Here is a 22,383-nt window from a genome sequence, read left to right as displayed (position 1 = left end):
CTCCAGATGCATGTGCATATTCATAGATCCCGCGGCTCAAGCCTGAAGCTGCCCGCCAGTTTTTCGCCAGGCGCCAGCACTTTAAGGTCTCCCAGGCCAGGAAGATAATGCCCGTTCGCCAGATGCGACATCGGTTCGAAACAGAAATAATCGCGCTCAAAAGAAGGATCGAAGGTAGTGTCGGATACGAACACAAAGGCGTGCCTGAAAATCGGATCGGCAGTGAGCAGCAATTGCGTATGGCGCTCCGGCCAGACAATGGTCGCTTCGCCCGCCCATCCCTCATAACCATTATTGACCCAGCGTTCCGGCAGGGGAGCAGGCTTCTTGAAATCCAGATCGGCTGGTATGGCTGTTCTTTCGCCCGGCAACCAACCCTCGACTTCCGTCCAGAAGTGCGAGGCGGCAGCACGCAGCGTCGTCTTCGGCGTCAGGGGGAAATAGGGATGCCAGCCAAGCCCGAAGGGCATCGGGCGCTCCCCCATGTTTTCCACGGCAAGGGTCAGCACGAGGCAATCATCTTCAAGCGTGAACGTCTGCACCGCCCGATAGTGATAGGGCGTGGATGACCCATGGCAGGTAAAGCTCATTTCGACGGATGTCGGCGTTCTTTTACCCACGGACCACTCGGCCTGCCAGCCCTCGCCATGCAGGTAATGCGGATCCCATGCCGTGTTGGCAGCGAGCGTATAGGCCCTGCCATCGAACTCGAAGCTGTTGTCTTTTACACGGTTCCCGAAAGGCACCAGTGGATAGCAGGATGAGCCAAGGGCATCCGCATCGTCCGACTTTGCCGGACGCAGCAACGGCACGCGGCCAACGTCGATATCCTTCCAGAAGCCGAGGATGATACCGCCCTGCGTCGAGATGCGCAGCGATAACGGTCCCGATTTCAGATCAATCATGGCCATGCCGCGTCATCCCCTGTTGCGCGACAGGCTGCGCTTGATCGCCTGAATATTGGCAAGCACGGCGATGACGATGATGAGACCGCGAACTACCTGCTGGAAGAACGGATTGATGCCGAGAAGAACAAGACCATTGCCGATAAGCGTGATGACCAGAACGCCAAGCAGCGTACCCAGCATCGAGCCGCGGCCGCCGGAAAGCGCGGTCCCACCCACAACCACTGCCGCGATCACGTCAAATTCAAGACCGTTCGCCGCCGTTGCATTGCCCGAACCAAGACGCGAAACAAGAAGAATGCCTGATATGGCCGCCATCGCTCCGCCGATGGCAAAGAGCGCCACACGAATGCGTGCGACGTTGATGCCGCTGAGGAAGGCTGCATGTGCATTTCCGCCAACAGCGAAAACCGACCGACCAAAGGCGGTTTTTCTGCTGACGAAAGCAAAAATCGCAAACAGCACCAGCATGATGATGGCGGCTGGTGGAATGCCGAATACCGAGCGGTCGAGCGCATCCAGCATGTCGTTGCGGCCGATGGAAACCGGCAGCGCATCAGTTACGAAAAGCGCGATGCCGCGCAACGCGCTCCACATGCCGAGCGTGGCGACGAAAGACGGCACATCGAAATAGGCTCGCAGAATGCCGGAAATGGCGCCGAGCAGCGCCCCGAACGCTATCGCCAGCACGAAGGCCGCAGGTGTGGGAACACCCCATTGCAGAAGAAATGCAAGCTCGACCGAGATGAAAGCCACCATCGGCCCGACACTGACATCGATTTCACCGGCAATAATGATGAGCGTCACCGCCCAGGCGGCAATGCCGATCGTCGCCGCATCACGCAGGATGTTGACCTGGTTATTGAACGACATGAAGCCGGGCGCAGTCGATGAAAAAACGACGTAAAGAACGGCAATGGCAAAGAACAGGCTAAGCTCGTTCATATGCTTCGAGAGGGCAAAGCCCCGGCTTGCAGTCTTCTGTGAAACAGCCTTTTTGGCAGTTTGATCGAGTGACATGGTCTGTCTCCCTCAATGTCCGGTAATGCAGGCAGCCATCAAGGTGTCCTGATCTATGTTGGGTGATTTGAACTCTTCGCGCAGCGCACCATCACGAAGAACGAGTGCGCGGTCGCAGACGAGCGGCAGTTCCTCGATTTCGCTGGAAACGAAAATGACGCTGCGACCTTCCGCGGCGAGCTGCCGGATAATGGCGTAGATCTGCGCTTTCGCCTCGATATCCACGCCGCGCGTTGGTTCGTCGAGAAGAAGAATGCGGCTTCCGGCATAGACCCAGCGGCCGATGACGACCTTTTGCTGATTTCCGCCCGAAAGTGTTCCAATTGGTGTGTCGGTGCTGGCCGTCTTGATGTGAAGACGCTCAATGATGTCGCGTGTCGCCTGCGCCATGCGGCTGGCCGAGAGGATACCGTTACGACTGACGCCCGAGAAGTTGGTGGAAAGCGTGTTTTCGTCAACGCCAAGCAGCGGCACGATCCCCTCTTCCTTGCGGCTCTCCGGCGTATAGCCGAAACCCATACCGACCATCTGCTTGTAACCGGCCGACTTGACCGAGCGTCCATCCACCAGGACATCGCCGCCGTCGAAATCACGCACGCCCATGATGGCTTGCAGCAGCTCCGTGCGGCCCGCGCCGAGCAGACCGGCAATACCGAGCACCTCTCCCCTGTGGAGGGCGAAGGAAATCGACGAAAGCTTCGGGGCCAGCGCCAGATCCCGCACCTCCAGAACCACATCGGAAGACGCATGGTTTTCAAGCGCCGCGGCCTGGGAGGCTTCGGAACCGAGCATCAGCCTGACGATCTCGCGCGTATCGGCGCCTTTTACGTCGACCGTATCGATAATCCGGCCATCACGCATGATCGTCGCGGAATGAGCGATCTGGCGAATTTCGTTCATGCGATGGCTGACATAGATGACCGCGATTCCTTTCGCAGCCACATTTTTGACGGCAGCCATGACCTTTTCAGCCTCCGCTGCGGCCAGGGAACTGGTTGGCTCGTCGAGAATAATAAGCCTGGGTTGGCCCACCATGGCGCGGGCGATTTCAAGCAATTGCCGCTCCGCAGGGCTCAAGCCCGCCACGATACGATCCGCCGGAAGATCAAGGCCAAGGCTTGCCATGGCTTCTGCGGCCTCGGCTTCCATGGCTGCATATTGAATGACACCGCCCTTACGCGGCCAGCGTCCGAGAAACAGGTTCTCGGCAAGCGTCATGCCGGGCACCAGGCTAAGTTCCTGATAAACGACGCGCACGCCTTTTTTGAAGGATTCCTGCGCCCGCGCAGAGCCGGACGAGGAAAGTTCGGAGCCGCCGATCGATACGCTTCCGGTATCCGGCGTCTCGGCACCGGTCAGCATGCGGATCAGGGTCGATTTACCGGCGCCGTTCTTGCCGAGCAAAGCTCTCACCTCCCCGGGCGCCACCTCGAATGTGGCATCGTCAAGAGCAAGTACACCGGGGTAACGCCGCGTACATCCCTTGATCGAGGCGACGGCCGAAATATCCGGCAGACTGTTCTGGAAAACAGATGTCATGGGTCTTTCCATTGCTGTTGAAGCCGCCGATTGCCCGGCGGCTCTATCTGGCGGACCGCTCACGGAGCCGCAGCGACGAAAGGTTGATCAGGGGATGCCGTCAGCATGCGCCTTCAGCCAGCCCTTGCCATCTTCGGACGACTTGTAGAGATCGATATCGTAAGCGACCTTGATGCCTTCTGGCGGCTGGCCGTCGATGGACTTGATCGCCTGAGCAAGCGCCAGCCTGCCGAGACCCTGGCCGGAAATATCGACAACAGCCTTGATGACCGAGAAGTCAGCCAGTTCCTGGGCAATTTCGGTGGTCATGTCGCCGCCAAAGACGACCACTTTGCCGGTCTTGCCCTGGCTTTTAACCGCACGGGCCGCGCCCAACGTTGCCCCACCCGCCTCGCCGAAGAAGGCGTCGATATCCGGGTTGGAGGAAAGCATCGTGCTGGCGACCGAAACTGCCTTGTCGAGGATAGCGCCTTCCTGGTTGGCAACGATCTTCGCACCCGGCACCTTGGCCTGTAACGCCTCTTCGAAGCCTTTTCTGCGTGTAACGCAGACTTCGACGAATTCGCAGTTCAGAACCGCGATCTTCGGTGCTTCATTCTTCTGGGCGATGAAATAGTCCGCAGCCGCATCACCGAGCTTGCGGCCGAAATCGAATGGATCGCCGACCGCATAGGCCGAGATATATTCCTTCATTTCGGCGTCGTTGAGGCATGTGTTGTAGCAGACCACCGGAATGCCCGCGTCATGCGCACGGCGGATTGCCCGGTAAGAGCCATCGGCGGAAACAGGCGATATGATGATGGCCTGAACGCCGGCGGAGATCAAGGAATCGATGAAGGAGGATTCCTTGCTGACATCTCCCTGTGCATTTGTCTCGACAACATCAAGCTTGCGGCCGGCTTCCGCCGCTCCGCTCTGGATGCCCTTGCGTACACCCGCATAAAAACCCTGCGCATCCATATAGATTGCGCCAACTTTCAGATCTTCCTGCGCGGCAACGGTCGTTGCGCCCGCACATGCTGCCGCAGCCAGAAGTGCCACGTGTCTAATGAGCTTCATCTGCTCTCTCCCTGATAAAAACCCGACTGCCGGTGTCTCTCTCCACCATTCGGCACAACGAAACCTTAATTTAAGTCGGACAAATGTCAACTTAAATACGATTTATTTTTCGATTTGATCGTTTTGCCAGGATCATTCATATTATCGATTGAGTCCCTTCGTAATTTTCGGTTGCGGGTCGAGGCGAGCAGGCTTTTCACGCATGTCGGGAAAAGAAACAGAAGGATAGCAGCACCGTGAAAAGCGGCCGCATGACCCAAGTGCTGACGGAACACGGCACGCCGATTGCCCAGCACGGCAAACGCAGCGTGCGGGAAATGCTGCTCCACTGTCTTGTCGAGTTGATCGTCTCAGGCGCTTTTCCAGAGAACTCGACGCTTCCGAACGAAGCCGAACTGACAGAAAGGTTCAGCGTCAGCCGCACCAGCCTGCGGGAGGCAATGCAATATCTTTCAGCGCTCGGCATGGTGCGGTCGCGAACGCGGGCAGGCACAACCGTTTTGCCGCGTGAGAACTGGAACTATCTCGATCCGATCGTGCTGGATGTCATGCTGTCGGTGGGCGCTGACGACGCCTTTTATGCCTCGCTCATCGATGCCCGCCAGCTACTCGAACCGGCGGCGGCAGCGCAGGCGGCGGCAAATGCCAATGCCCGGCAATTGTACCATATTTCCAGAGCGTTCGAGAACATGGTGGAGGCCAATGCCCGCGACACCGAAGACTGGAGCCGGGCCGATCTGGATTTCCATACAGCGATCATCAATGCCAGCGGCAACTGGGTCTACCGGCAGTTCGCCACCGCCATTCGCGCTGCCCTGCTTGCAAGCTTCCGCCTGACCAATCGTGCCAGCCAGTCCCATGAACAAGCCATTTCGACGCATCAGGACGTGCTTGAAGCGATACGGATGCGGCGTCCGGATGCGGCTCGCCAGGCGATGGAGCGGCTTATTGGTGTTGCACGAAGCGAGATGACGGATGCCTTGTCACGTGCCCGCAAGGCATCTGACTCCGTTGAAAAGTAATCTGACGGGCAAAAACTGCGTATCGCCGACTGTTATCCAAGCGATACGCATCTGCGACATCACCAGTTGGTCACGGACCCGTCGCGACGTTTGAGGTGAGGTGCTTCCCAGAATTCGAAGCTTTGCCGTGCGATCAGCTTCTCGTTCACCTCGATGCCAAGACCGGGTGCATCAGAAACCGGGTAATAAGGCCCATCAAGTTTTGGCTGAACCGGGAAGAACTCCGAATTGTCGAAACCGAGATGGGTTTCAGCCGGGCTGGCACGTGTTTCAAGCCATGAGAAATTGGCAACCGCTGCCGAAAAATGGATCGTCGCCGCGGTGCAGATCGGCCCGAGCGGATTGTGCGGCATCATGTCCACATAATGCGTTTCGCTCCATGCGGCGACCTTCATGCTCTCCGTCAAGCCGCCGACATTGCAGACATCGAGACGGTTGAACTGGTGGATGTCCCGCTCGATATAGGGCTGGAACTGCCACTTGGATGAGAACTCCTCACCGATGGCGAACGGTACGTCGGTGAGACGCCGCAGGGCCTCGTAGGCGCCGGGGGATTCATCACGAATAGGCTCTTCCAAGAAGTCGAGTGTGCCCTTCGGCATCTTCTGGCAGAAGCTCGCCGCTTCCGCCACCGTCAGGCGGTGGTGATAATCGATGCCGAGCACCACATCGTCGCCCAGCACTTCGCGCGCCTTGACGCACCATTTCGCTGTTGTCGCGATATGCTCACGCGGCTCGTAAATCTCCTTGTTCTCGTGACCGTCGGGAGACAGGCGCATGGCGGTCCAGCCATGTTCGACGAGCATCTGCGCCTGTTCGATCATCGCTTCACCGGGGGCTGCGAACGTCGTGGCGAATGTCGGAATACGGTCGCGCTGCTTGCCGCCGAGCAGATCGTAGACCGGGACGCCAAGAGCTTTTCCCTTGATGTCGTAGAGGGCTATATCGATGGCGGAGATTGCCGCCTGCAGCACACGCCCACCCTCGAAATACTGGCTACGATACATTTCCTGCCAGAGCGCGCCGATCTTGAAGGGATCGCGACCGCACAGGAACTCGGCATAGTGCTCGAGCACGCCGACAACCGCCTTTTCTCGCCCCGAAAGACCGCTTTCGCCCCAGCCGAAAATGCCTTCATCGGTCTCGATCTTCACCAGAAGCTGGTTGCGAATGCCGACCTTGACCGCGTAGCTCTTGATTGCTGTAATCTTCATATCGTCTCTCCCCTTACCAATGCCAGAGCGTGCCGTCTTCCAGACGGTTCACGGGCAGATAGGCGCGCTGATACGGATATTTCTCTGCGAGTTTCTCATCGATATAGACGCCATGGCCGATGGCGTCACCGGGATGCAGATAGCCGTCCTTCAGGCTCCATGCGCTTGGAAACACCTCGAGGATTTCCGGCAGATAACCGGAATATTCCTGGATACCGAAATTCGGCACCCACAGGTCGAGATGGAGATTGGCGCCAAGGCAGATGGGCGACATGTCCATTGCGCCGTGGCAGGCGGTGCGGACATTATAGATACCGGCAAAATCCATCACACGGCGAAGTGCCGTCACACCGCCCGCATGGACCGAGGTCATGCGGATATAATCGATCAACTGCTCTTCGATCAGCAGGCGGGCATCCCAGATCGTGTTGAACACTTCGCCAACCGCAAGCGGCGTCGTCGTGTGCTTGCGGATCAGGCGAAAGCCTTCCTGATGTTCGGCGGCAACCGCATCCTCAAGCCAGAACAGACGGGCAAATTCCAGATCCTTGCCCAGCCGCGCCGCCTCGATAGGCGTCAAACGGTGATGCGTGTCGTGCAGCAGTTCGATGTCATCGCCATAGGCGTCACGAACCGCTTCAAAAAGCTTCGGAATATGCCGCATATATTTCGATGTGGACCACACTTCCTCATGCGGAACGGCATCATCGACGGCATTGTTGGTGACGGCTTTTGCCCCGGTTCCGTAAACGCCGGGCAGACCGGGAATGCCGACCTGCACCCGAACGGCCTTGTAGCCTTGATCGATCCGTTTGCCGACGGCTTCCACCGCTTCGCTGATATCCGTGCCCTGCGCATGGGTGTAGCAAAGCACCTTCTCACGGCTCGCACCGCCGAAGAGCTGATAAAGCGGCATATTTGCGGCTTTGGCCTTGATATCCCAAAGCGCGGTATCGATACCGGCAATGGCGGCCATCGTCACCGGACCGCGACGCCAATAGGCGCCCTTGTAGAAATATTGCCAGATATCTTCGATCCGCGACGGATCGCGGCCGATCAGCAGAGGCGCCAGATGATCCTGAAGATAAGCGACAACCGCCTTTTCACGGCCGTTGAGCGTCGCGTCACCCACGCCGGTCAGCCCTTCGTCAGTGAATATCTTCACCGTCACGAAATTGCGGCCGGGTGAGCAAACGATGATTTTAACGTCGGTAATTTTCATGACTTATCCAATGGTGGAAACGGTGCGGGTGGGATCGTAGCGGAAGCGCTGGGACAGGCGTCTCTCACGCGGATCGGGATGGGGAATGGCCGACAGCAGCGAGCGCGTATAGTCATGCTGCGGATCGTTGACGACCTGATCCGTGTCGCCCATCTCCACGACCTTGCCGCGATACATGACCGCAACGCGGTCGCACATGTAGCGAATGACGGACATGTCGTGGGAGATGAAGACGTAGGACAGGCCGAGCTGGTCCTGAAGGCTCATCATCAGGTCGAGCATCTGCGAGCGAAGCGAAACGTCGAGCGCGGACGTCGCCTCATCCGCGACGATGAGGCGGGGCTTGACCGCGATTGCCCTTGCAATGCCGATGCGCTGGCGCTGGCCACCGGAAAAGGCATGCGGATAGCGCTCGCGCCATGCGGGTTCCAACCCCACCTGCTGCATCAGCTCGGCAACGCGATCCTCGACCTCGGCGCCTTTCATGCCGGCAAGTTTCAAAGGCTCCGCAATGATCTGGCCGACGGTTTTGCGCGGGCTGAGCGAACCGACAGGATCCTGAAAGATCATCCGAACCTCACGGCGAACGTCCTTCAACGTCGTTTTGCCGGCGGTGCGAAGATCGACGGTGCTGCCATCCGGACGGCGATAGCCGATCGTCCCGGCCTGCGGATCGTAAATGCGCAGGAGGCAGCGGCCCATCGTCGTTTTGCCGGACCCGGATTCGCCGACGATGCCAAGGGTTTCTCCCGGACGAACCGACAGGGACACGTCGTCGACAGCCTTCAGACCCGAAGCAAAGGTCAGCGACAGGTTTTTGACATCGAGAAGAAGCGGCGTTTCAGCCGGTATCGCGGGACGGCTCAGCCGCACCTCCGCCTTTTTCTCCAGCTTGACGACGGAGCCGATCAGTCCACGCGTATAGTCATCCTGCGGCGCGTGGAAAATCTGCTCGACCGAGCCTTTCTCCATCACCTTGCCGCGATACATGACGAGGACGTCGTCGGCAATTTCCGCCACCACGCCCATGTCGTGGGTGATGAACAGAACCGCCATGCCATGGCTTTTCTGGAGTTTCTTGATGAGATCGAGAATTTCCGCCTGCGTCGTCACATCGAGCGCCGTCGTTGGTTCGTCGGCGATCAGAACGGATGGATTGCAGGCAAGCGCCATGGCGATCATCACGCGCTGGCGCATTCCGCCGGAGAATTCGAACGTGTAGCGATCGATCGCCGTTTCGGGCCTTGGTATTTCCACCTGTCTGAGCAACTCGATGACGCGGGCGCGTTGCTCCTTCTTTGACGTTCCGAAATGGATGCGAAGCGCCTCTCCGATCTGTGTGCCGATGCGGTGGACCGGAGACAGCGAACTCATCGGCTCCTGAAAGATCATGGCGATCTCTTTGCCGCGCACCGAGCGGATCTCCTTGCCGCGCGGATCGAGCGCTGCAAGATCGGTCACGCTGCCATCCAGCCGTTTCAGCAGGATATGGCCGTCTTCGATGCGACCGGGCCTGTCGACGATCTGAAGGATCGAGCGCGCCGTCACCGATTTGCCCGAGCCGGATTCACCGACGACGCAGAGCGTCTGGCCGCGTTTCAGCTCGAAGGAGACGCCATCCACCGCCTTGAAGATGCCGGTGCGGGTTGGAAAATAGGTCTTGAGATTATCGACCTTGAGGATCGTGTCGTCACTGCTGGTCATGATACGGACTCGTATGGGTCTGCGGCATCGCGAAGGCCATCGCCGAGGAAGTTGAGGGAAAGCACCGAGATCACGATCGCGGCGGCGGGCGTGAACAGCAGCCAGGGCGCCTGCGCCACCGCGCGGATGTTCTGCGCTTCCTGAAGGAGAACACCCCAGGAGATGATTGGCGGCTGAAGGCCGATACCGAGGAAGGACAGCGCGGTTTCAGCCAGGATCATCGAGGGAATGGCAAGCGTCAGCGTCGCGATGATGTGGCTCATGAAAGACGGCACGAGATGGCTGAAGATGATGCGGAATTCGCTCATCCCGTCCAGCCGTGCGGCGATGACGAAGTCCTCGTTCCTCAATGACAGGAACTTGCCGCGCACCTCGCGTGCCAGACTGGTCCAGCCGATCAATGAGACGATCAGGGTAATGATGAAATAGGTGCGAAGCGGCGGCCACCCGATCGGGATTGCGGCTGCAAGCCCCATCCATAGCGGGATCGTCGGAATGGATCGCAGCAACTCTATGGCACGCTGGATGACGAGATCGAGCCATCCGCCGAAGAATCCGGATATACCGCCGATGGTAACGCCCAGAATGAGGCTCATGAACACGCCGACGAGGCCGATGGACAGCGATATCTGGGCGCCGTGCACGACGCGGCTGAAGATATCGCGCCCCAGACGGTCTGCACCGAAAATATAGAGACTGTCGCCGGGCTTGGGGTCGGTCAGACCGAACAGCTTGGTTTCCATCGGAATGAAGCCGAGCAGATGATAGGGTTGCTGCGCCTTGACGAAGAAGCCGACAGTGAGCGGCTTGGCCGGATCGGGCGTGAATTCCCGACGCATGGACTCCGTGTTCAGCGTCATCTTCAACTGGTTGACATGCGGCTTGAAAGAGCCGTCATGCATCAGCGATACCCATTGCGGCGGCGCATAGGTGAAGCGGGCATTGGTGGCGTTGGGATCAACCGGGGCGATAAAATTCGCAAAAGCCGCCACGAGATACATGACGATGATCACCACCAGGCTCACAAGGGCGATTTTATGCTTCTTGAACTTGAGCCAGAAGAGACGCCATTGTCCGGCAACGGCAATATCCTTGTTGTGAAGGTCGAGCGATGGGCCGGTATCCGGCGGGAGGTGAGTGATGTCTGTCATTGCAGCCGAATCCGCGGGTCAGTGATGGCAAGCAGGATGTCCGAAATCAAAGTGCCGATGATCGTCAGCACCGAGATCAGCAGGATGAGCGAGCCAGCGAGATACATGTCCTGGGCAAGCAGCGCGCGCAGCAGCAACGGCCCGGTGGTGGGCAGGCTCATGACGACGGAGACGATGATTTCGCCTGAGATCACCGCCGGCAAAATCCAGCCCAGCGTGGAAATCAGCGGGTTGAGCGCCAGTCGCACCGGATAGCGCATCAACAATTCGAATTCCGACATGCCTTTGGCGCGAGCCGTCGTGACATAGGGTTTCGAAAGCTCATCCAGCAGATTGGCGCGCATGATGCGCACAAGGGCGGCAAGCGAGCCGAGCCCGATGACGATGACCGGCAGCCAGACATGCTGGGAAAAATCCACCAGCCTTGCGAAGCTCCAGGGAGCATCGACAAATGCCGGTGAAAACAGCCCGCCGACGCTTTGCCCAAACCAGGCGGACATGACGTACATGGCAGACAGCGCCATCAGGAAATCCGGCACGGCCAGAAAGAAGAAGGCGAGAAAAGTCGCGGAATAATCGGAAATCGAATATTTCCGGACAGCCGACAGAATGCCGATGGGAATGGCGATTGCCCACACGAAGCACAGCGTCAGAAACGAGAGCAGAAGCGAGAAACCGAGGCGGCTCCATATGAGTTCCGTCACCGGACGTCCCAGCTCGAAAGAAATGCCGAAATCGCCTTTCGTGAGGATACCCCAGATCCACTTGTAATATTGGAAATACATGGGCTGATCGAGACCATAACGCTCGCGCATGGCCTCTACCGTTCCCGCTTCCACAGCGCCGCCCTGGCTGGCCCAGTCCGCCATCAGCGTCGTGAGATAGTCACCGGGCGGCAGCTGGATGATGATGAAGGCGATGATGGATACGGCAAACAGTGTCGGTATCGCAAACACCAGCCGCTTGAGAATAAAACGAAACATGGATCTCGCCGTTCGATGTGACATAGATCGAAGGGACCGGCAGCGGCATTTACGCCACTGCCGGCGGGAGGAGCCTTATTGAGCAGGCTTGTCGAAATACCACTGCGTCAGCGTCGGCGCAGGGTGCCAGAGATTGCCGGTGATCGGGATGCCGTTCACCACATTCTTCAGGTTCTTCGATGTCATCATGTATTTCGGCTTGGGCCGGGAAATACCGATATTGAGGAAGTTATCGGCTGAAAGCTCAAGGAACGCCTTCATCTTGTCGCGACGATCATCGTCCGTCACGGCCGCGTTGACCTTGTCGTAAGACGCCATCAGCGCCTTGATCTCGGCCGGAGGCTCCTCGCCGGTGGCGTGATTGGCGTACCATTCGCTCCACTTCATGGCGAAGAAGATATCCGCCTTCTGGAACGGCATGTAGCAGCGCGGGTCGGTATAGACCTCGGAAAGGCCGCCGACGCAGTTCCAGATATAGGCATCCTGCTCGTTTGCCGACCACATGGTGTTCAATCGCGCCCGGTCCGTGGTCCTGAGCTGGATATCGATGCCGACATCTTTGGCGTATTGCTGAACCATCTGCATGACATCGGGGTAGGACAGACCGAAGACATCCGCCACCATGAAGTTGATCGTCAGCCGCTTGCCGGTTTCATCCAGCCGGAAACCTTCCGCATCCTTCTTCGGCAGGATTTTGTCGAGCATTTCGGCCGAGAGCTTTGGATCAAACTGCGTGTACTGCGTCGCCTCGCGTTCGTTGTAGAGCTCGTGTTCGGGCTGCACCGCCACCTGCGCAGGCGTGCCCTGCCCCACATAGACAAGATCGATGATTTCCTGCCGGTTGATGGCCTGGCTCAGCGCAATACGGAAATCCTTGTTCTGGAAAATCTTGCGTTTGACCGGATCGGTGGAATTCAGATTCAGCAGAATGGTGGCGTCGTTTGCCGGAAGATCCTTCACGTCCACGAACTTGTAATTGCCGGTTTCCTGACCATCAAACAGAACCGACTTGAATGTGGCGTTGTTGATGTGGCGGAACGCGAAATCGAACTCACCGGACGTCATCTTCAGTGCCATCAACTGCGGATCGTCGAGCTTGGCCCAGGTGATCGTGTCGATATAGGGAAGCTGATTGCCGGCCGTATCGACCTTCCAGTAATATGGGTTGCGTGTGGCAACGACGCGGTCCTGATCCGCATAAGGCACCGTCAGCACCCATGGGTTCATCGTGGGCAGCTCGAGGTTCTGCCAATAAGCGGGCTGGAAGGTCAGCGAAACCTTGGAGTTGAACAGCGCCACCCAGTCGCCGGCGGCCGGGTTGGATTTCAGAATGGCTGGAATGCCATCCTTATTGTACTTCTCATGAAACTGGCTGAGATAGTGCTTGGGATAAATGACCGGCAGATGCCCCTGACCATAGGCAAGCTGTTGCAGAAACAGGCCATAGGGCGACTCGAACTTGAACTCGACGGTGAGGTCATCGATCTTCGTGACCTTCACCGGCTTTCCGCCCACCGTGAAGGTCGGGTTCTTTGCCGGAGACAGCGCCGGGTTCATGAAGACGTCTTCATACCAGAACATGATGTCATCGGCCGTGAAGGGCTGGCCATCGCTCCATTTCAGGCCCTTGCGCAGCTTGAATGTGTAGGTCGTCGCATCGTCCGATGCTTTGAACTCTTCCGCAAGGGAAGGCATGATCTTTTTCCACTGCGGATCCCAGCGAACCAGCAACTCGTTGGCAATGGTGCGCGTCAGATTGTACTGGTCGCCGTTGGCGAGAATGGTCGTGCGCAGCGTGCCGCCATATTTGCCGACACCATCCACCATGGTTTCGACGAACGGCGTCTCTGGCAGACGCTCAGTGACGGCCGGCAGTTTGCCGCCTTTCACCTGCTCATCAAGCGCAGGCGCCTGCCTGTAATCGGCAGCCCATAAAGGAGCCGTTCCGCAAAGAAGGGCAGTAGCAAGCAGCGTGCCGGACAGGCCAAAGCGACGCGGTGTGAACCGGTAATTCATTTCTTCTCCTCCGATTACCGGCTCCACCACCGGCATTCTCCCTCAGACGGCGCCTCCTCCGTCTTGTGCACAAAAACTTTCAGATCGTACATTATTTGTCAATATGAATGTATGAAAATACGTTTTCCTATTGGCAATCGCGGGGAAAATGCTTTAAAAGCAACCTCATGAACACGATCACCACCCTTTCTGCACCAACGCCGGAGTTGGACTCCATGACGGACGAGGCCGAAGTTTCGGTCTATGAGCGCCTGCGCGACGACATCATTCACGGCCGCCTGAAGGCAAATGAGCGGTTGAAGGTCACGGACCTCGCAAACCGGATGGGCACTTCGACCAACCCGGTCCGCGAAGCCCTCCAGCAATTGCGCGGCGAAGGTTTCGTCGTCATGGCGCCCAATCGCGGCGCGCGCGTGCGCCCGATAGACGAGGACTTCGTGCGCGACATCTGTGAGATCGAGGTTTTGATCGAGCCCGCTTTGACACGCTGGTTTGTGGGCATTGCCACCAAAGCAGACATTGAAGCGCTAGAAGACTTGCAGCAACAGATCGAGGACCTGAATTTCGCGGACGAGGCAAAGCATTCCGACCTCGATCTGCAATTTCATCAACTCATGTACGACCGACACTACAACCGGCATGCCGTCGACCTGTGGGTGCGTCACCGACAGATTCTGGGCGCGATCAGCCGGCGGTTTTCCACCTCGGTAAAACGTCAGCGTGATGTGGTCAAAGAGCATCAGGAACTGTTGCGCTGCCTGAAGATGCATGATTCCGACGCCGCCGCGGCTGCCATAGCCACCCACGTCTCAGGCTCGGGCGCGCACATCATCGAGCATATGCGCGTTTCGCGCCATGCCAGATCCGACATGCGGTGAACACGAAACGGCCGGTCCGGGGCGACGCGCGAGAGATGGCCCACAGCCAGACAGGGAACAGACCTCGCTTCCTCCGCAGACGCCAGGCATCCGGCCTTCATATCTCAGATAGCGGCCATGCATATGCGCATCCGAACGTTGTGCGACGCACAAATTTAGGAGGAATAGGCATGAAATTCGGATTTTTAGATACATATCATCCGGAAAAATTCGTCTAAAACTCTCTCAACTCAAGGAGAGACACCATGACGGACACGACATCAGAATTTGATGGGGCAACAATTGGCCTGGAGACCGCCGAGCAACCAGCATGGACCGCAGCCACCTGGTTTGCGGTTCTTTCGATGGCGGCCACCAGCTTTGCGCTGGTATCGGCCGAGTTCCTGCCAGCGGGATTGTTGACGCCCATGGCGCGCGATCTCGGCATCACCGAGGGTACAGCCGGGCAGGTCGTCACGGCGACAGCTTCCGTAGGCGCCGTGACGGCTTTGCTGAGCAATGTTCTCATCGGCAAACTGAACCGCAAGACCGTGCTTGTCGGTCTCAGCGCGCTGGCCATCGGTTCCAACATTCTCGCATCAGTTGCTGCGGATTTCTGGCTATTGTTGGTGGGCCGGGCCGGACTGGGTATCGCGCTCAGCGGCTTCTGGGCTCTTTCGGTTGCCGTTGTCGCGCGGCTCGTTGGCGCAAATTCGACCGGGCGCGGCATGGCCATCGTCACCCTCGGCGTTTCGCTCGCCACCATCGCTGCCCCTTCAATGGGCGCCTTGATCAGCGACTGGGTTGGATGGCGCATCGCCATGTCGATGACGGCGGGGCTCGCCATAATTGCCATGCTGCTGCAGATACTCAGCCTGCCCTCGCTGCCGGCAAGCACGAGCAACAGTCTTTCCGATGTTCTGCGGCTGACGCGGCGGCGCAGCGTTCAACTGGGGATGCTTGCAATCCTGTTGCTGATGACGGGGCATTTTGCCGGTTCGGTCTATGTGCGTCCCTTCCTCGAACAGGTGACGCTGCTTGAGACCACGCCGATTGCCCTCGCCTTGCTCGGCTTTGGTGTCGCTTCCGTGATCGGCAATGTGCTGGGGGGCCGGATGGCTGACACCAGTATCCGCCTCGCACTCATCGTCACTGCCGCCCTGATGGCGTTTGCGACGATCGCCCTTGTCGTCTGGGGTGCTCATACAGGTGCCGCATTTGCTCTCGTCGCTCTTTGGGGTCTTGCCTTCGGCATGGCGCCGGTGGTGCTGCCGACCAACCTTTCCCGCGGCGCACCCGATGCCCTGGAGGCAGCAGGCAGCCTGATGGTCGTTTCCTTTCAGGTGGCCATCAGTATCGGTGCGGTTTTTGGCGGCTACATCGTTGATTCCTATGGCGCTACCGCTCCGTTGACCTTGACTGCGATTTTGGCCGGTTTCACGGTTGCTCTCGCTTTGCTGCAGCGTCCGGATTGATCTCTGCCTTTCTACGTCACGCCACTGGCAAGGCGTCTGATCATCCACAATTCTGCTGGCGTTGTTACGACGCCAGCACGCATGTTTCTCGCGCTTCGGGTAGCCGACCTGCCTCAATGAGGCAGGTCGGCAACATCGCCTTTACGGAAGGTGGGCCTGCCAGAACCGATGCAGCTTTGCGACGTTGCCGCTCGTCATAAGCGGCATTGCGGCTTTGAGCTTTTCTGCCGGCCACTCCCACCATTTCATCTCAAGCAGCAGGGCGATGTCATCGTCTTCAAACCGCTTGCGAATGGTTTTGGCGGGGTTGCCGCCGACGATGGCGTAAGGTTCGACATCCTTCGTCACCAGCGCCCTCGTTCCGATGACGGCGCCATCGCCGATCTTGATGCCGGGCATGATGATCGCTTCCGAGCCTATCCAGACATCGTTGCCGATGAGGGTGTCGCCCGCCGGCAAATAACCATTCTCCGCGTTTTCGAATTCCGGCACTTCCGGCATGAAGAAGAACGGGAAGGTGCTTATCCACTTGTTCCGATGGCCCTGATTGCCCGCCATGATGAAGGCGGCACCCGAACCAATGGAGCAGAAGCTTCCGATAACCAGCTTGTCCGCGCCTTCATCCGCCAGCAGATAACGGGCACAATCTTCAAAACTGTGGCCGTGATAATAACCGGAATAATAGCTGTATTTACCGACGATGAGGTTGGGGTTCTTTACCTGCCTGTCGAGCGTGATGCCCCGGAACGGGCTTTCGAAATAATTTTCCATTGAGGTAATCTCACTGCATGTGTTCGCATTCGCTTGCCTTCAGGCAAGCCGACGCCAAGCGCGAAGCCGGCCGGCTCCTCGCCCGATGCTCCTCGCGCTGCGGCGGGAGCTAGATGCAGGTGATACTCGATGCTTTTATCATCAGGCCTGATTATCGCAAAAATCCTCGAAGGCCAAGTCGGTGCCAGGCGACTGAAGATTTGTGCTGGGGGAATTTTCGGCGTCGACCCTTGCCGGGGCTGGGTTTCTTTCGGACTTTCGCCCGGCAATGCCCGGGATGGGAATTCTTTCAACCGGGCTTCCAGATCGCCCCCTCAATCAGGCTTCGATTGGAAAGGCAAAGCCGGCTTTAACCCGATCCATCACAACCATGGTCTTGAAGCCTTTAATGTCATGGTTTTCATAAAAGAACCGGCGGGTGAAAGCCTCGTAATCCTCCATGTCCTTTGCCGTGATGACCAGAATGAAGTCGGCGTCGCCGGTCACATAATAGCCGATCATGACTTCACGCGTGGCGCGGATGGCGGCCTTGAAGCGATCGACAATGTCCGCCCGCTCGCGCTCCAGCGATACCAGAACGATCATGGTGATGCCGCGCCCGACGGCTTTGGGTGAGATGATTGCCACATCCGCTTCAATCACCCCCTCCTCGCGCAGGCGCTTCAGCCGTCTTTGGCAGGCCGTGGGCGACAGGTTGACGATCTGCGCCAGCTCTTCCGACGTCAGGCGGTTGTTCTTCTGCACGGCGTCAAGCAACGCCCTGTCGGCTCGATCTATGGTGGTCATGCAGAATTCCTGCGTCAATTTGAAAAACTAAGCATCATTCCTGCGCCATAACAGGAATAAACGCCGCCGATCGATGATGCCGCGCCGCTAAGCTCCTTGCAAATAAAAAGGGAGCCTCCTCATGAAAGATATCGCCAGCGCGGCGCTTAAAAGTCTGCATCGGCCCGATCTGGTCGAGCATCGTGCCTTTCTTGATGGGGCATGGGTGGCGCGTGACGAGAAACTGAGCGTTATCGATCCGGCCACCGGCGACCACCTCGCCAGCGTGACATCCTGTTCGCTCGACGATGTCGATGTCGCAATCGATGCCGCCGGCAGAGCCTTTCTCGACTGGCGGGAACGGCTGCCCGTCGAGCGTGGCGACATCCTGCGCGCCTGGGGCAGACTGATGCGTGAAAACGCGGATGATCTCGCCACCATCATAACCGCCGAACAGGGCAAACCGCTTTCCGAATCCCTTGGCGAGATTTCCTATGCCGCCAATTTTCTCGACTGGTTCGCGAGCGAAGGCGAACGATCCTATGGTGAAACCATCCCGAGCCATTTAAAGGGCGGCAGCCTCTCCGTGCAGATGCAGCCAATCGGCGTTACCGTCGCAATCACCCCATGGAACTTCCCTTCCGCCATGATAACCCGCAAGGCCGGTGCCGCCCTTGCCGCCGGGTGCACCATGATCGTCAAACCGGCGCCGGAAACGCCGCTCTCGGCTCTGGCTCTGGCAAAGCTTGCAGAAGAAGCGGGAATGCCATCAGGCGTTTTACAGGTGCTGCCCGGCGAAGCCGCCCCGCTGACGCGCCGCCTTCTGGACCACACGGATGTCCGCGCATTTTCCTTCACCGGCTCGACGCAGGTCGGGCGGATCCTCCTCGAACAATCGGCGGCAACGATCAAAAAAGCGTCGCTTGAGCTTGGTGGCCATGCGCCTTTCATCGTATTCGAGGATACCAACCTGTCCCAGGCGGTCAAAGGCTGCCTCGGCGCCAAATTCGCCACATCAGGACAGGACTGCCTTGCGGCAAACCGCATCTACGTTCAACGCGCAGTTTACGAACGGTTCATCGACCAGTTTGCCAAAGCGACGTCCGAACTTGTGGTTGGCCACGGTCTTGAACCCGACATCGATATCGGCCCGATGACGCGCCCCTCCGTCGCCGAGAAATGCCGTCAGCAGATCGCCCAGGCTCTTTCAGCCGGCGCACGTCTGGTCTGCGGCGGACAGGATAGCCCTCTGGGCGGCAATTTTGTTACGCCGACGGTTCTTGCAGACGTTACCGACGACATGCTGATCGCCCGCGAGGAAACCTTCGGGCCGGTCGCCGCCATATTGCCGTTCGACGATGAGCAGGAGGTGATCCGCCGCGCCAACGCGACGGAAATGGGGCTTGCAGCCTATCTCTATACCAACGATCTCGGCCGCGCGATGCGTCTCACCAACCAGCTGGAATACGGCATGGTGGCCGTCAACACGCCGAAATTCACCGGCGCGCCCATTCCATTCGGCGGCTGGAAGCAATCCGGGCTTGGCCGCGAGGGGTCGCGCCATGGTCTCCTGGAATATCTCGAACCCAAATATGTCTGCTTCGGCAATCTTGCTGCCTGAAAGGAATTTCTGTCATGACCATCGACATCAAACGTATCGCCGAAATGGATCGCAACGCGGTTCTGCACCCCTTTACGCAGCTGAAGGATTTCGCCAGCGGCAAGCTCGGCGAACCGACGATCGTTGAAACCGGCAAGGGCATTCGCATTCAGGACGCGCATGGCAAACAATTGATCGATGGTTTTGCCGGGCTTTATTGCGTCAATGTCGGATATGGCCGCACCGAGGTGGCCGAGGCCATTTCCCGCCAGGCCTATCGCCTTGCCTATTATCATTCCTACGCCGCCCACACGACCGACGAACTGGCGATCCTTTCAGACCGGCTGGTAAAAATGGCGCCAGGCAGGATGAGCAAGGTCTTTTATGGCATGTCCGGTTCGGATGCCAACGAAACTCAGGCAAAGCTCGTCTGGTATTACAACAACCTGCGCGGCAAGCCGGAAAAGAAGAAGATCATCTCGCGTGAGCGGGGATATCACGGCTGCAGCGTCGTCTCCGGCTCCATGACCGGCATGAGCTTTTATCACGATCACATGGACCTGCCGCGTGCGGGCATCCTGCACACCGGCGCTCCCCATCATTATTGGGGTGCGGAAGCAGGTGAAACCGAACTCGAATTTTCAAAGCGGCGCGCCGACGAGCTCGAAGCGCTTATCCTTCGGGAAAATCCCGACACCATTGGCGCTTTCATTGCCGAACCGGTGCTCGGCACCGGCGGCATTACACCGCCGCCGGAAGGTTACTGGGCGGCGATACAGACTGTCCTCGGGAAATACGACATCCTGCTGATCGCCGATGAAGTGATCACCGGTTTCGGCCGTACCGGCTCCATGTTCGGCTCGCAGCACTATGGCATCGAACCGGATCTGCTTACGGTCGCGAAGGGCCTGACCTCCGCCTATTTCCCGCTCTCCGGCGCAATCGTCGGCGAGAAGGTTTACAAGGTGATGGAGGAAGGCGCTGATCGCGTCGGTGCCTTCTCGCACGGCTATACCTATTCAGGCCATCCTATTGGTGCGGCAGCGGCAAATGCCGTGCTCGACATCGTGGAAAAGGAAGACCTGCCGGGCAATGCGCGCGCCGTCGGCAGCTATTTCCAGGAACAGCTCAAGGCGAAGTTTGCCCAGCTGCCAATCGTCGGTGAAGTGCGCGGTGTGGGCCTGATGGGCGCAATCGAATTTGTTGCCGACCGGGACAGGAAAACCCGCTTTGCCCCTGGCCTTGCGGTCGGCGCGCGCGTTTCCAAGGCGGCGCGCAACGGCGGTCTCATTGCACGTGCCATGCCGCATGGCGATATTCTTGGTTTTGCGCCGCCGCTGGTCACGACGAAGGCAGAGGTGGACGAGATCATCGCCATCGCCGAAGCTGCGGTTCGCAGCGTCATGGATGAGCTGGTACAGGCGGGCGAAAAAATCTGAGGATCCATGCCATTCCGGCTTTCGTCATCAATGCCTGTTTGAGCGGCAACGGCGTGGCGATTGCGCATATTCGCAGTGCAATCGTCACCGGTGATGCATAAGGCTTCATCTTTTTGAAGAACCGTGCATAATGTCATGAAATTACCGTCGTCAAAAACGAGACAATTTCATGCGTCGTCAAGCCAATCCGCTCAGCCTCGATCCGGTTCCCGCAACAAAACCGGTGGCATGGCGGCCAAGCCTGACCAAGCAGAAGGGCGAGACCAAACATTCGGCACTGACGGAACGGATCATCGCCGATATCGATGCCGGTGTCTTGAAGCCGATGGACCGGATGCCGACCCATCGCGATCTGGCCCGCGATCTTGGCCTTTCCGTCCAGACCGTCAGCCTCTCCTACAAGGAGGCTGAACGGCTGGGTTATCTGAGCGGCGAAATCGGCCGCGGCACCTTCGTCAAGGCGCGGGTAACCGACCGGGCGGGCCGCATGATGCTGGATCACAGCCCGACCGAGGTGCTTGATCTTTCCATCATCCGCGGCGTCTATCTCGAGGAGCACGAAACGGCCTCGCGTGCGATCCTGCGCGAACTGGCGGATAGTGACAATTCAAGCTTCATGCGCCCCTGCCGTCCGGTCGCGGGACTGGACAGCCATCGCGAGACGGCACGCAGCTGGCTCGGCATGATGGGCGTCACGGCCGGTGCCGAGCGTATCCTTGTCACCAATGGCGCGGCGCACGGCATTTTCCTCGCGCTCAGCTGCATCGTCCGTTCGAGCGACGTCGTGCTGTGCGAAAACCTTACCGATCACGGAATTATCGGCCTTTCCAACATTCTGGGGTTCAGTCTCAAGGGACTGCCCACGGATGGCGAGGGCATTCTGCCCGATGCGCTGGAGGCCGCCTGCGCGGCGGGCGGGGTGCGGGCGCTCGTTCTCATCCCAACCCTCAACAATCCCACCGGCCACGTCGCGGGCGCGGAACGCCGGCGCGACATCGCCGCGATTGCGCAACGACACGGCGTCTTCGTCATTGAGGATGAAGTGTATCGCCCGATGATCGAAGACGGGTTGCCGTCCATCACCGAGATGCTGCCGGATCTGGGCTTTTTCGTTACCAGCTTTACCAAGACGGTCCTGACAGGGCTGCGCGTCGGTTATCTCGTCGTGCCACCGGCCTATTCCATCCGCGCCGCCTCCATCCTGCGGGTTTCGAGCTGGAGCGGTACATATCTGACCGCCGAAATCGCCACACGCTGGGTTGAAAACGGCACCGCGCGCCGGCTGCTGGACATCCAGCGCGCCGAAGCCCGCGCCCGACAGACCATTGCGATGGAAATCCTCGGCGACCATATCGCCTCGAGCCATCCCCTCTCCTTCTGCGCCTGGCTCAGGGTTCCGCCGCACTGGACGGAAGACGGCCTGGTCCGTTCCCTGACCAACCAGAACGTTGCGGTCACGCCGTCGGAGCCCTTTGTTGCCGGGCCAGGCCATGGCGGCGGTATTCGCATATGTCTCGGTGGACGCCTCAACCATCAAAGCCTCACCAAGGCACTGACGACGGTGCGCCAGGCCTTCGAGCAACTACCCCCGGTTTATGACATCGGTTCGATCGGCTGAAACGCACTTGCCCGAAAATCATT

18 protein-coding genes are annotated in these 22,383 nt (G+C 58.6%); 6 read left to right on the top strand and 12 right to left on the bottom strand.

Features of this window, described 5'->3' with window-relative positions; translation table 11 throughout:
• Positions 1 to 20: 20 nt before the first annotated feature.
• The 4 genes from FCH38_RS22275 to FCH38_RS22260 all read right to left on the bottom strand — a co-directional run bounded on the left by FCH38_RS22275 (position 21) and on the right by FCH38_RS22260 (position 4,523).
• Positions 21 to 911: an aldose 1-epimerase gene (locus FCH38_RS22275; RefSeq protein WP_153516136.1), complete on the bottom strand. Its 891-nt coding sequence runs from the start codon at positions 909 to 911 to the stop codon at positions 21 to 23.
• A 6-nt stretch (positions 912 to 917) separates the two neighbouring features.
• Entirely contained in the window at positions 918 to 1,925 is a 1,008-nt protein-coding gene (locus FCH38_RS22270; protein WP_153516135.1) for an ABC transporter permease, read from the bottom strand.
• A gap of 12 nt (positions 1,926 to 1,937) precedes the next feature.
• The gene (locus FCH38_RS22265; protein WP_153516134.1) at positions 1,938 to 3,464 is read right to left on the bottom strand and encodes a sugar ABC transporter ATP-binding protein; all 1,527 of its coding nucleotides are present in this window, start codon (positions 3,462 to 3,464) and stop codon (positions 1,938 to 1,940) included.
• 87 nt (positions 3,465 to 3,551) lie between these two features.
• Positions 3,552 to 4,523, bottom strand: a complete 972-nt coding sequence (locus FCH38_RS22260) for a substrate-binding domain-containing protein (protein WP_153516133.1) — start codon at positions 4,521 to 4,523, stop codon at positions 3,552 to 3,554.
• 251 nt (positions 4,524 to 4,774) lie between these two features.
• On the opposite strand from FCH38_RS22260, the gene FCH38_RS22255 reads away from it, so the two are divergent.
• Complete coding sequence (locus FCH38_RS22255; RefSeq protein WP_153516184.1) at positions 4,775 to 5,545, top strand: FadR/GntR family transcriptional regulator; 771 nt, start codon at positions 4,775 to 4,777, stop codon at positions 5,543 to 5,545.
• A gap of 59 nt (positions 5,546 to 5,604) precedes the next feature.
• Here the strand turns inward: FCH38_RS22255 and FCH38_RS22250 are convergent, their stop codons facing one another.
• The 6 genes from FCH38_RS22250 to FCH38_RS22225 all read right to left on the bottom strand — a co-directional run bounded on the left by FCH38_RS22250 (position 5,605) and on the right by FCH38_RS22225 (position 13,835).
• Entirely contained in the window at positions 5,605 to 6,759 is a 1,155-nt protein-coding gene (locus FCH38_RS22250) for a mandelate racemase/muconate lactonizing enzyme family protein (protein ID WP_153516132.1), read from the bottom strand.
• Positions 6,760 to 6,772: 13 nt separating this feature from the next.
• Positions 6,773 to 7,981: a D-mannonate dehydratase ManD gene (gene manD, locus FCH38_RS22245; RefSeq protein ID WP_153516131.1), complete on the bottom strand. Its 1,209-nt coding sequence runs from the start codon at positions 7,979 to 7,981 to the stop codon at positions 6,773 to 6,775.
• Between the two features lie 3 nt (positions 7,982 to 7,984).
• Positions 7,985 to 9,685: an ABC transporter ATP-binding protein gene (locus tag FCH38_RS22240; RefSeq protein WP_174375193.1), complete on the bottom strand. Its 1,701-nt coding sequence runs from the start codon at positions 9,683 to 9,685 to the stop codon at positions 7,985 to 7,987.
• The gene (locus FCH38_RS22235) at positions 9,682 to 10,836 is read right to left on the bottom strand and encodes an ABC transporter permease (protein WP_174375192.1); all 1,155 of its coding nucleotides are present in this window, start codon (positions 10,834 to 10,836) and stop codon (positions 9,682 to 9,684) included. Before FCH38_RS22235 ends, FCH38_RS22240 begins: the two co-directional genes overlap by 4 nt.
• The gene (locus tag FCH38_RS22230) at positions 10,833 to 11,819 is read right to left on the bottom strand and encodes an ABC transporter permease (RefSeq protein WP_174375191.1); all 987 of its coding nucleotides are present in this window, start codon (positions 11,817 to 11,819) and stop codon (positions 10,833 to 10,835) included. Before FCH38_RS22230 ends, FCH38_RS22235 begins: the two co-directional genes overlap by 4 nt.
• A 75-nt stretch (positions 11,820 to 11,894) precedes the next feature.
• Positions 11,895 to 13,835, bottom strand: a complete 1,941-nt coding sequence (locus tag FCH38_RS22225; protein ID WP_174375190.1) for an ABC transporter substrate-binding protein — start codon at positions 13,833 to 13,835, stop codon at positions 11,895 to 11,897.
• Between the two features lie 167 nt (positions 13,836 to 14,002).
• On the opposite strand from FCH38_RS22225, the gene FCH38_RS22220 reads away from it, so the two are divergent.
• Both FCH38_RS22220 and FCH38_RS22215 read left to right on the top strand, forming a co-directional pair.
• Complete coding sequence (locus tag FCH38_RS22220) at positions 14,003 to 14,713, top strand: GntR family transcriptional regulator (protein ID WP_174375189.1); 711 nt, start codon at positions 14,003 to 14,005, stop codon at positions 14,711 to 14,713.
• Positions 14,714 to 14,958: 245 nt separating this feature from the next.
• The gene (locus FCH38_RS22215; protein ID WP_149901080.1) at positions 14,959 to 16,167 is read left to right on the top strand and encodes an MFS transporter; all 1,209 of its coding nucleotides are present in this window, start codon (positions 14,959 to 14,961) and stop codon (positions 16,165 to 16,167) included.
• A gap of 141 nt (positions 16,168 to 16,308) precedes the next feature.
• Here FCH38_RS22215 and catB read toward each other — a convergent pair whose 3' ends face one another.
• Together catB and FCH38_RS22205 are read right to left on the bottom strand one after the other, a co-directional pair.
• Positions 16,309 to 16,938, bottom strand: a complete 630-nt coding sequence (gene catB / locus FCH38_RS22210) for a type B chloramphenicol O-acetyltransferase (protein WP_149901079.1) — start codon at positions 16,936 to 16,938, stop codon at positions 16,309 to 16,311.
• Positions 16,939 to 17,256: 318 nt separating this feature from the next.
• The gene (locus tag FCH38_RS22205) at positions 17,257 to 17,724 is read right to left on the bottom strand and encodes an Lrp/AsnC family transcriptional regulator (protein WP_142842036.1); all 468 of its coding nucleotides are present in this window, start codon (positions 17,722 to 17,724) and stop codon (positions 17,257 to 17,259) included.
• 121 nt (positions 17,725 to 17,845) lie between these two features.
• Between FCH38_RS22205 and FCH38_RS22200 the strand changes: the two genes are divergently transcribed.
• The 3 genes from FCH38_RS22200 (at position 17,846) to FCH38_RS22190 (ending at position 22,360) form a co-directional block, all read left to right on the top strand.
• A complete protein-coding gene (locus tag FCH38_RS22200) occupies positions 17,846 to 19,324 on the top strand; it encodes an NAD-dependent succinate-semialdehyde dehydrogenase (RefSeq protein ID WP_174375188.1) in 1,479 nt (492 codons plus the stop codon).
• A 14-nt stretch (positions 19,325 to 19,338) separates the two neighbouring features.
• Positions 19,339 to 20,742: an aspartate aminotransferase family protein gene (locus tag FCH38_RS22195; RefSeq protein WP_174375187.1), complete on the top strand. Its 1,404-nt coding sequence runs from the start codon at positions 19,339 to 19,341 to the stop codon at positions 20,740 to 20,742.
• Between the two features lie 169 nt (positions 20,743 to 20,911).
• Complete coding sequence (locus FCH38_RS22190) at positions 20,912 to 22,360, top strand: PLP-dependent aminotransferase family protein (RefSeq protein ID WP_174375186.1); 1,449 nt, start codon at positions 20,912 to 20,914, stop codon at positions 22,358 to 22,360.
• Positions 22,361 to 22,383 lie beyond the last annotated feature (23 nt).

This window comes from Agrobacterium tumefaciens (assembly GCF_013337285.1).
Taxonomy (GTDB): domain Bacteria; phylum Pseudomonadota; class Alphaproteobacteria; order Rhizobiales; family Rhizobiaceae; genus Agrobacterium; species Agrobacterium burrii.
The sequence above is the reverse complement of the archived record's forward strand: the minus strand, read 5'-3'. Positions and strand labels throughout refer to the sequence as shown.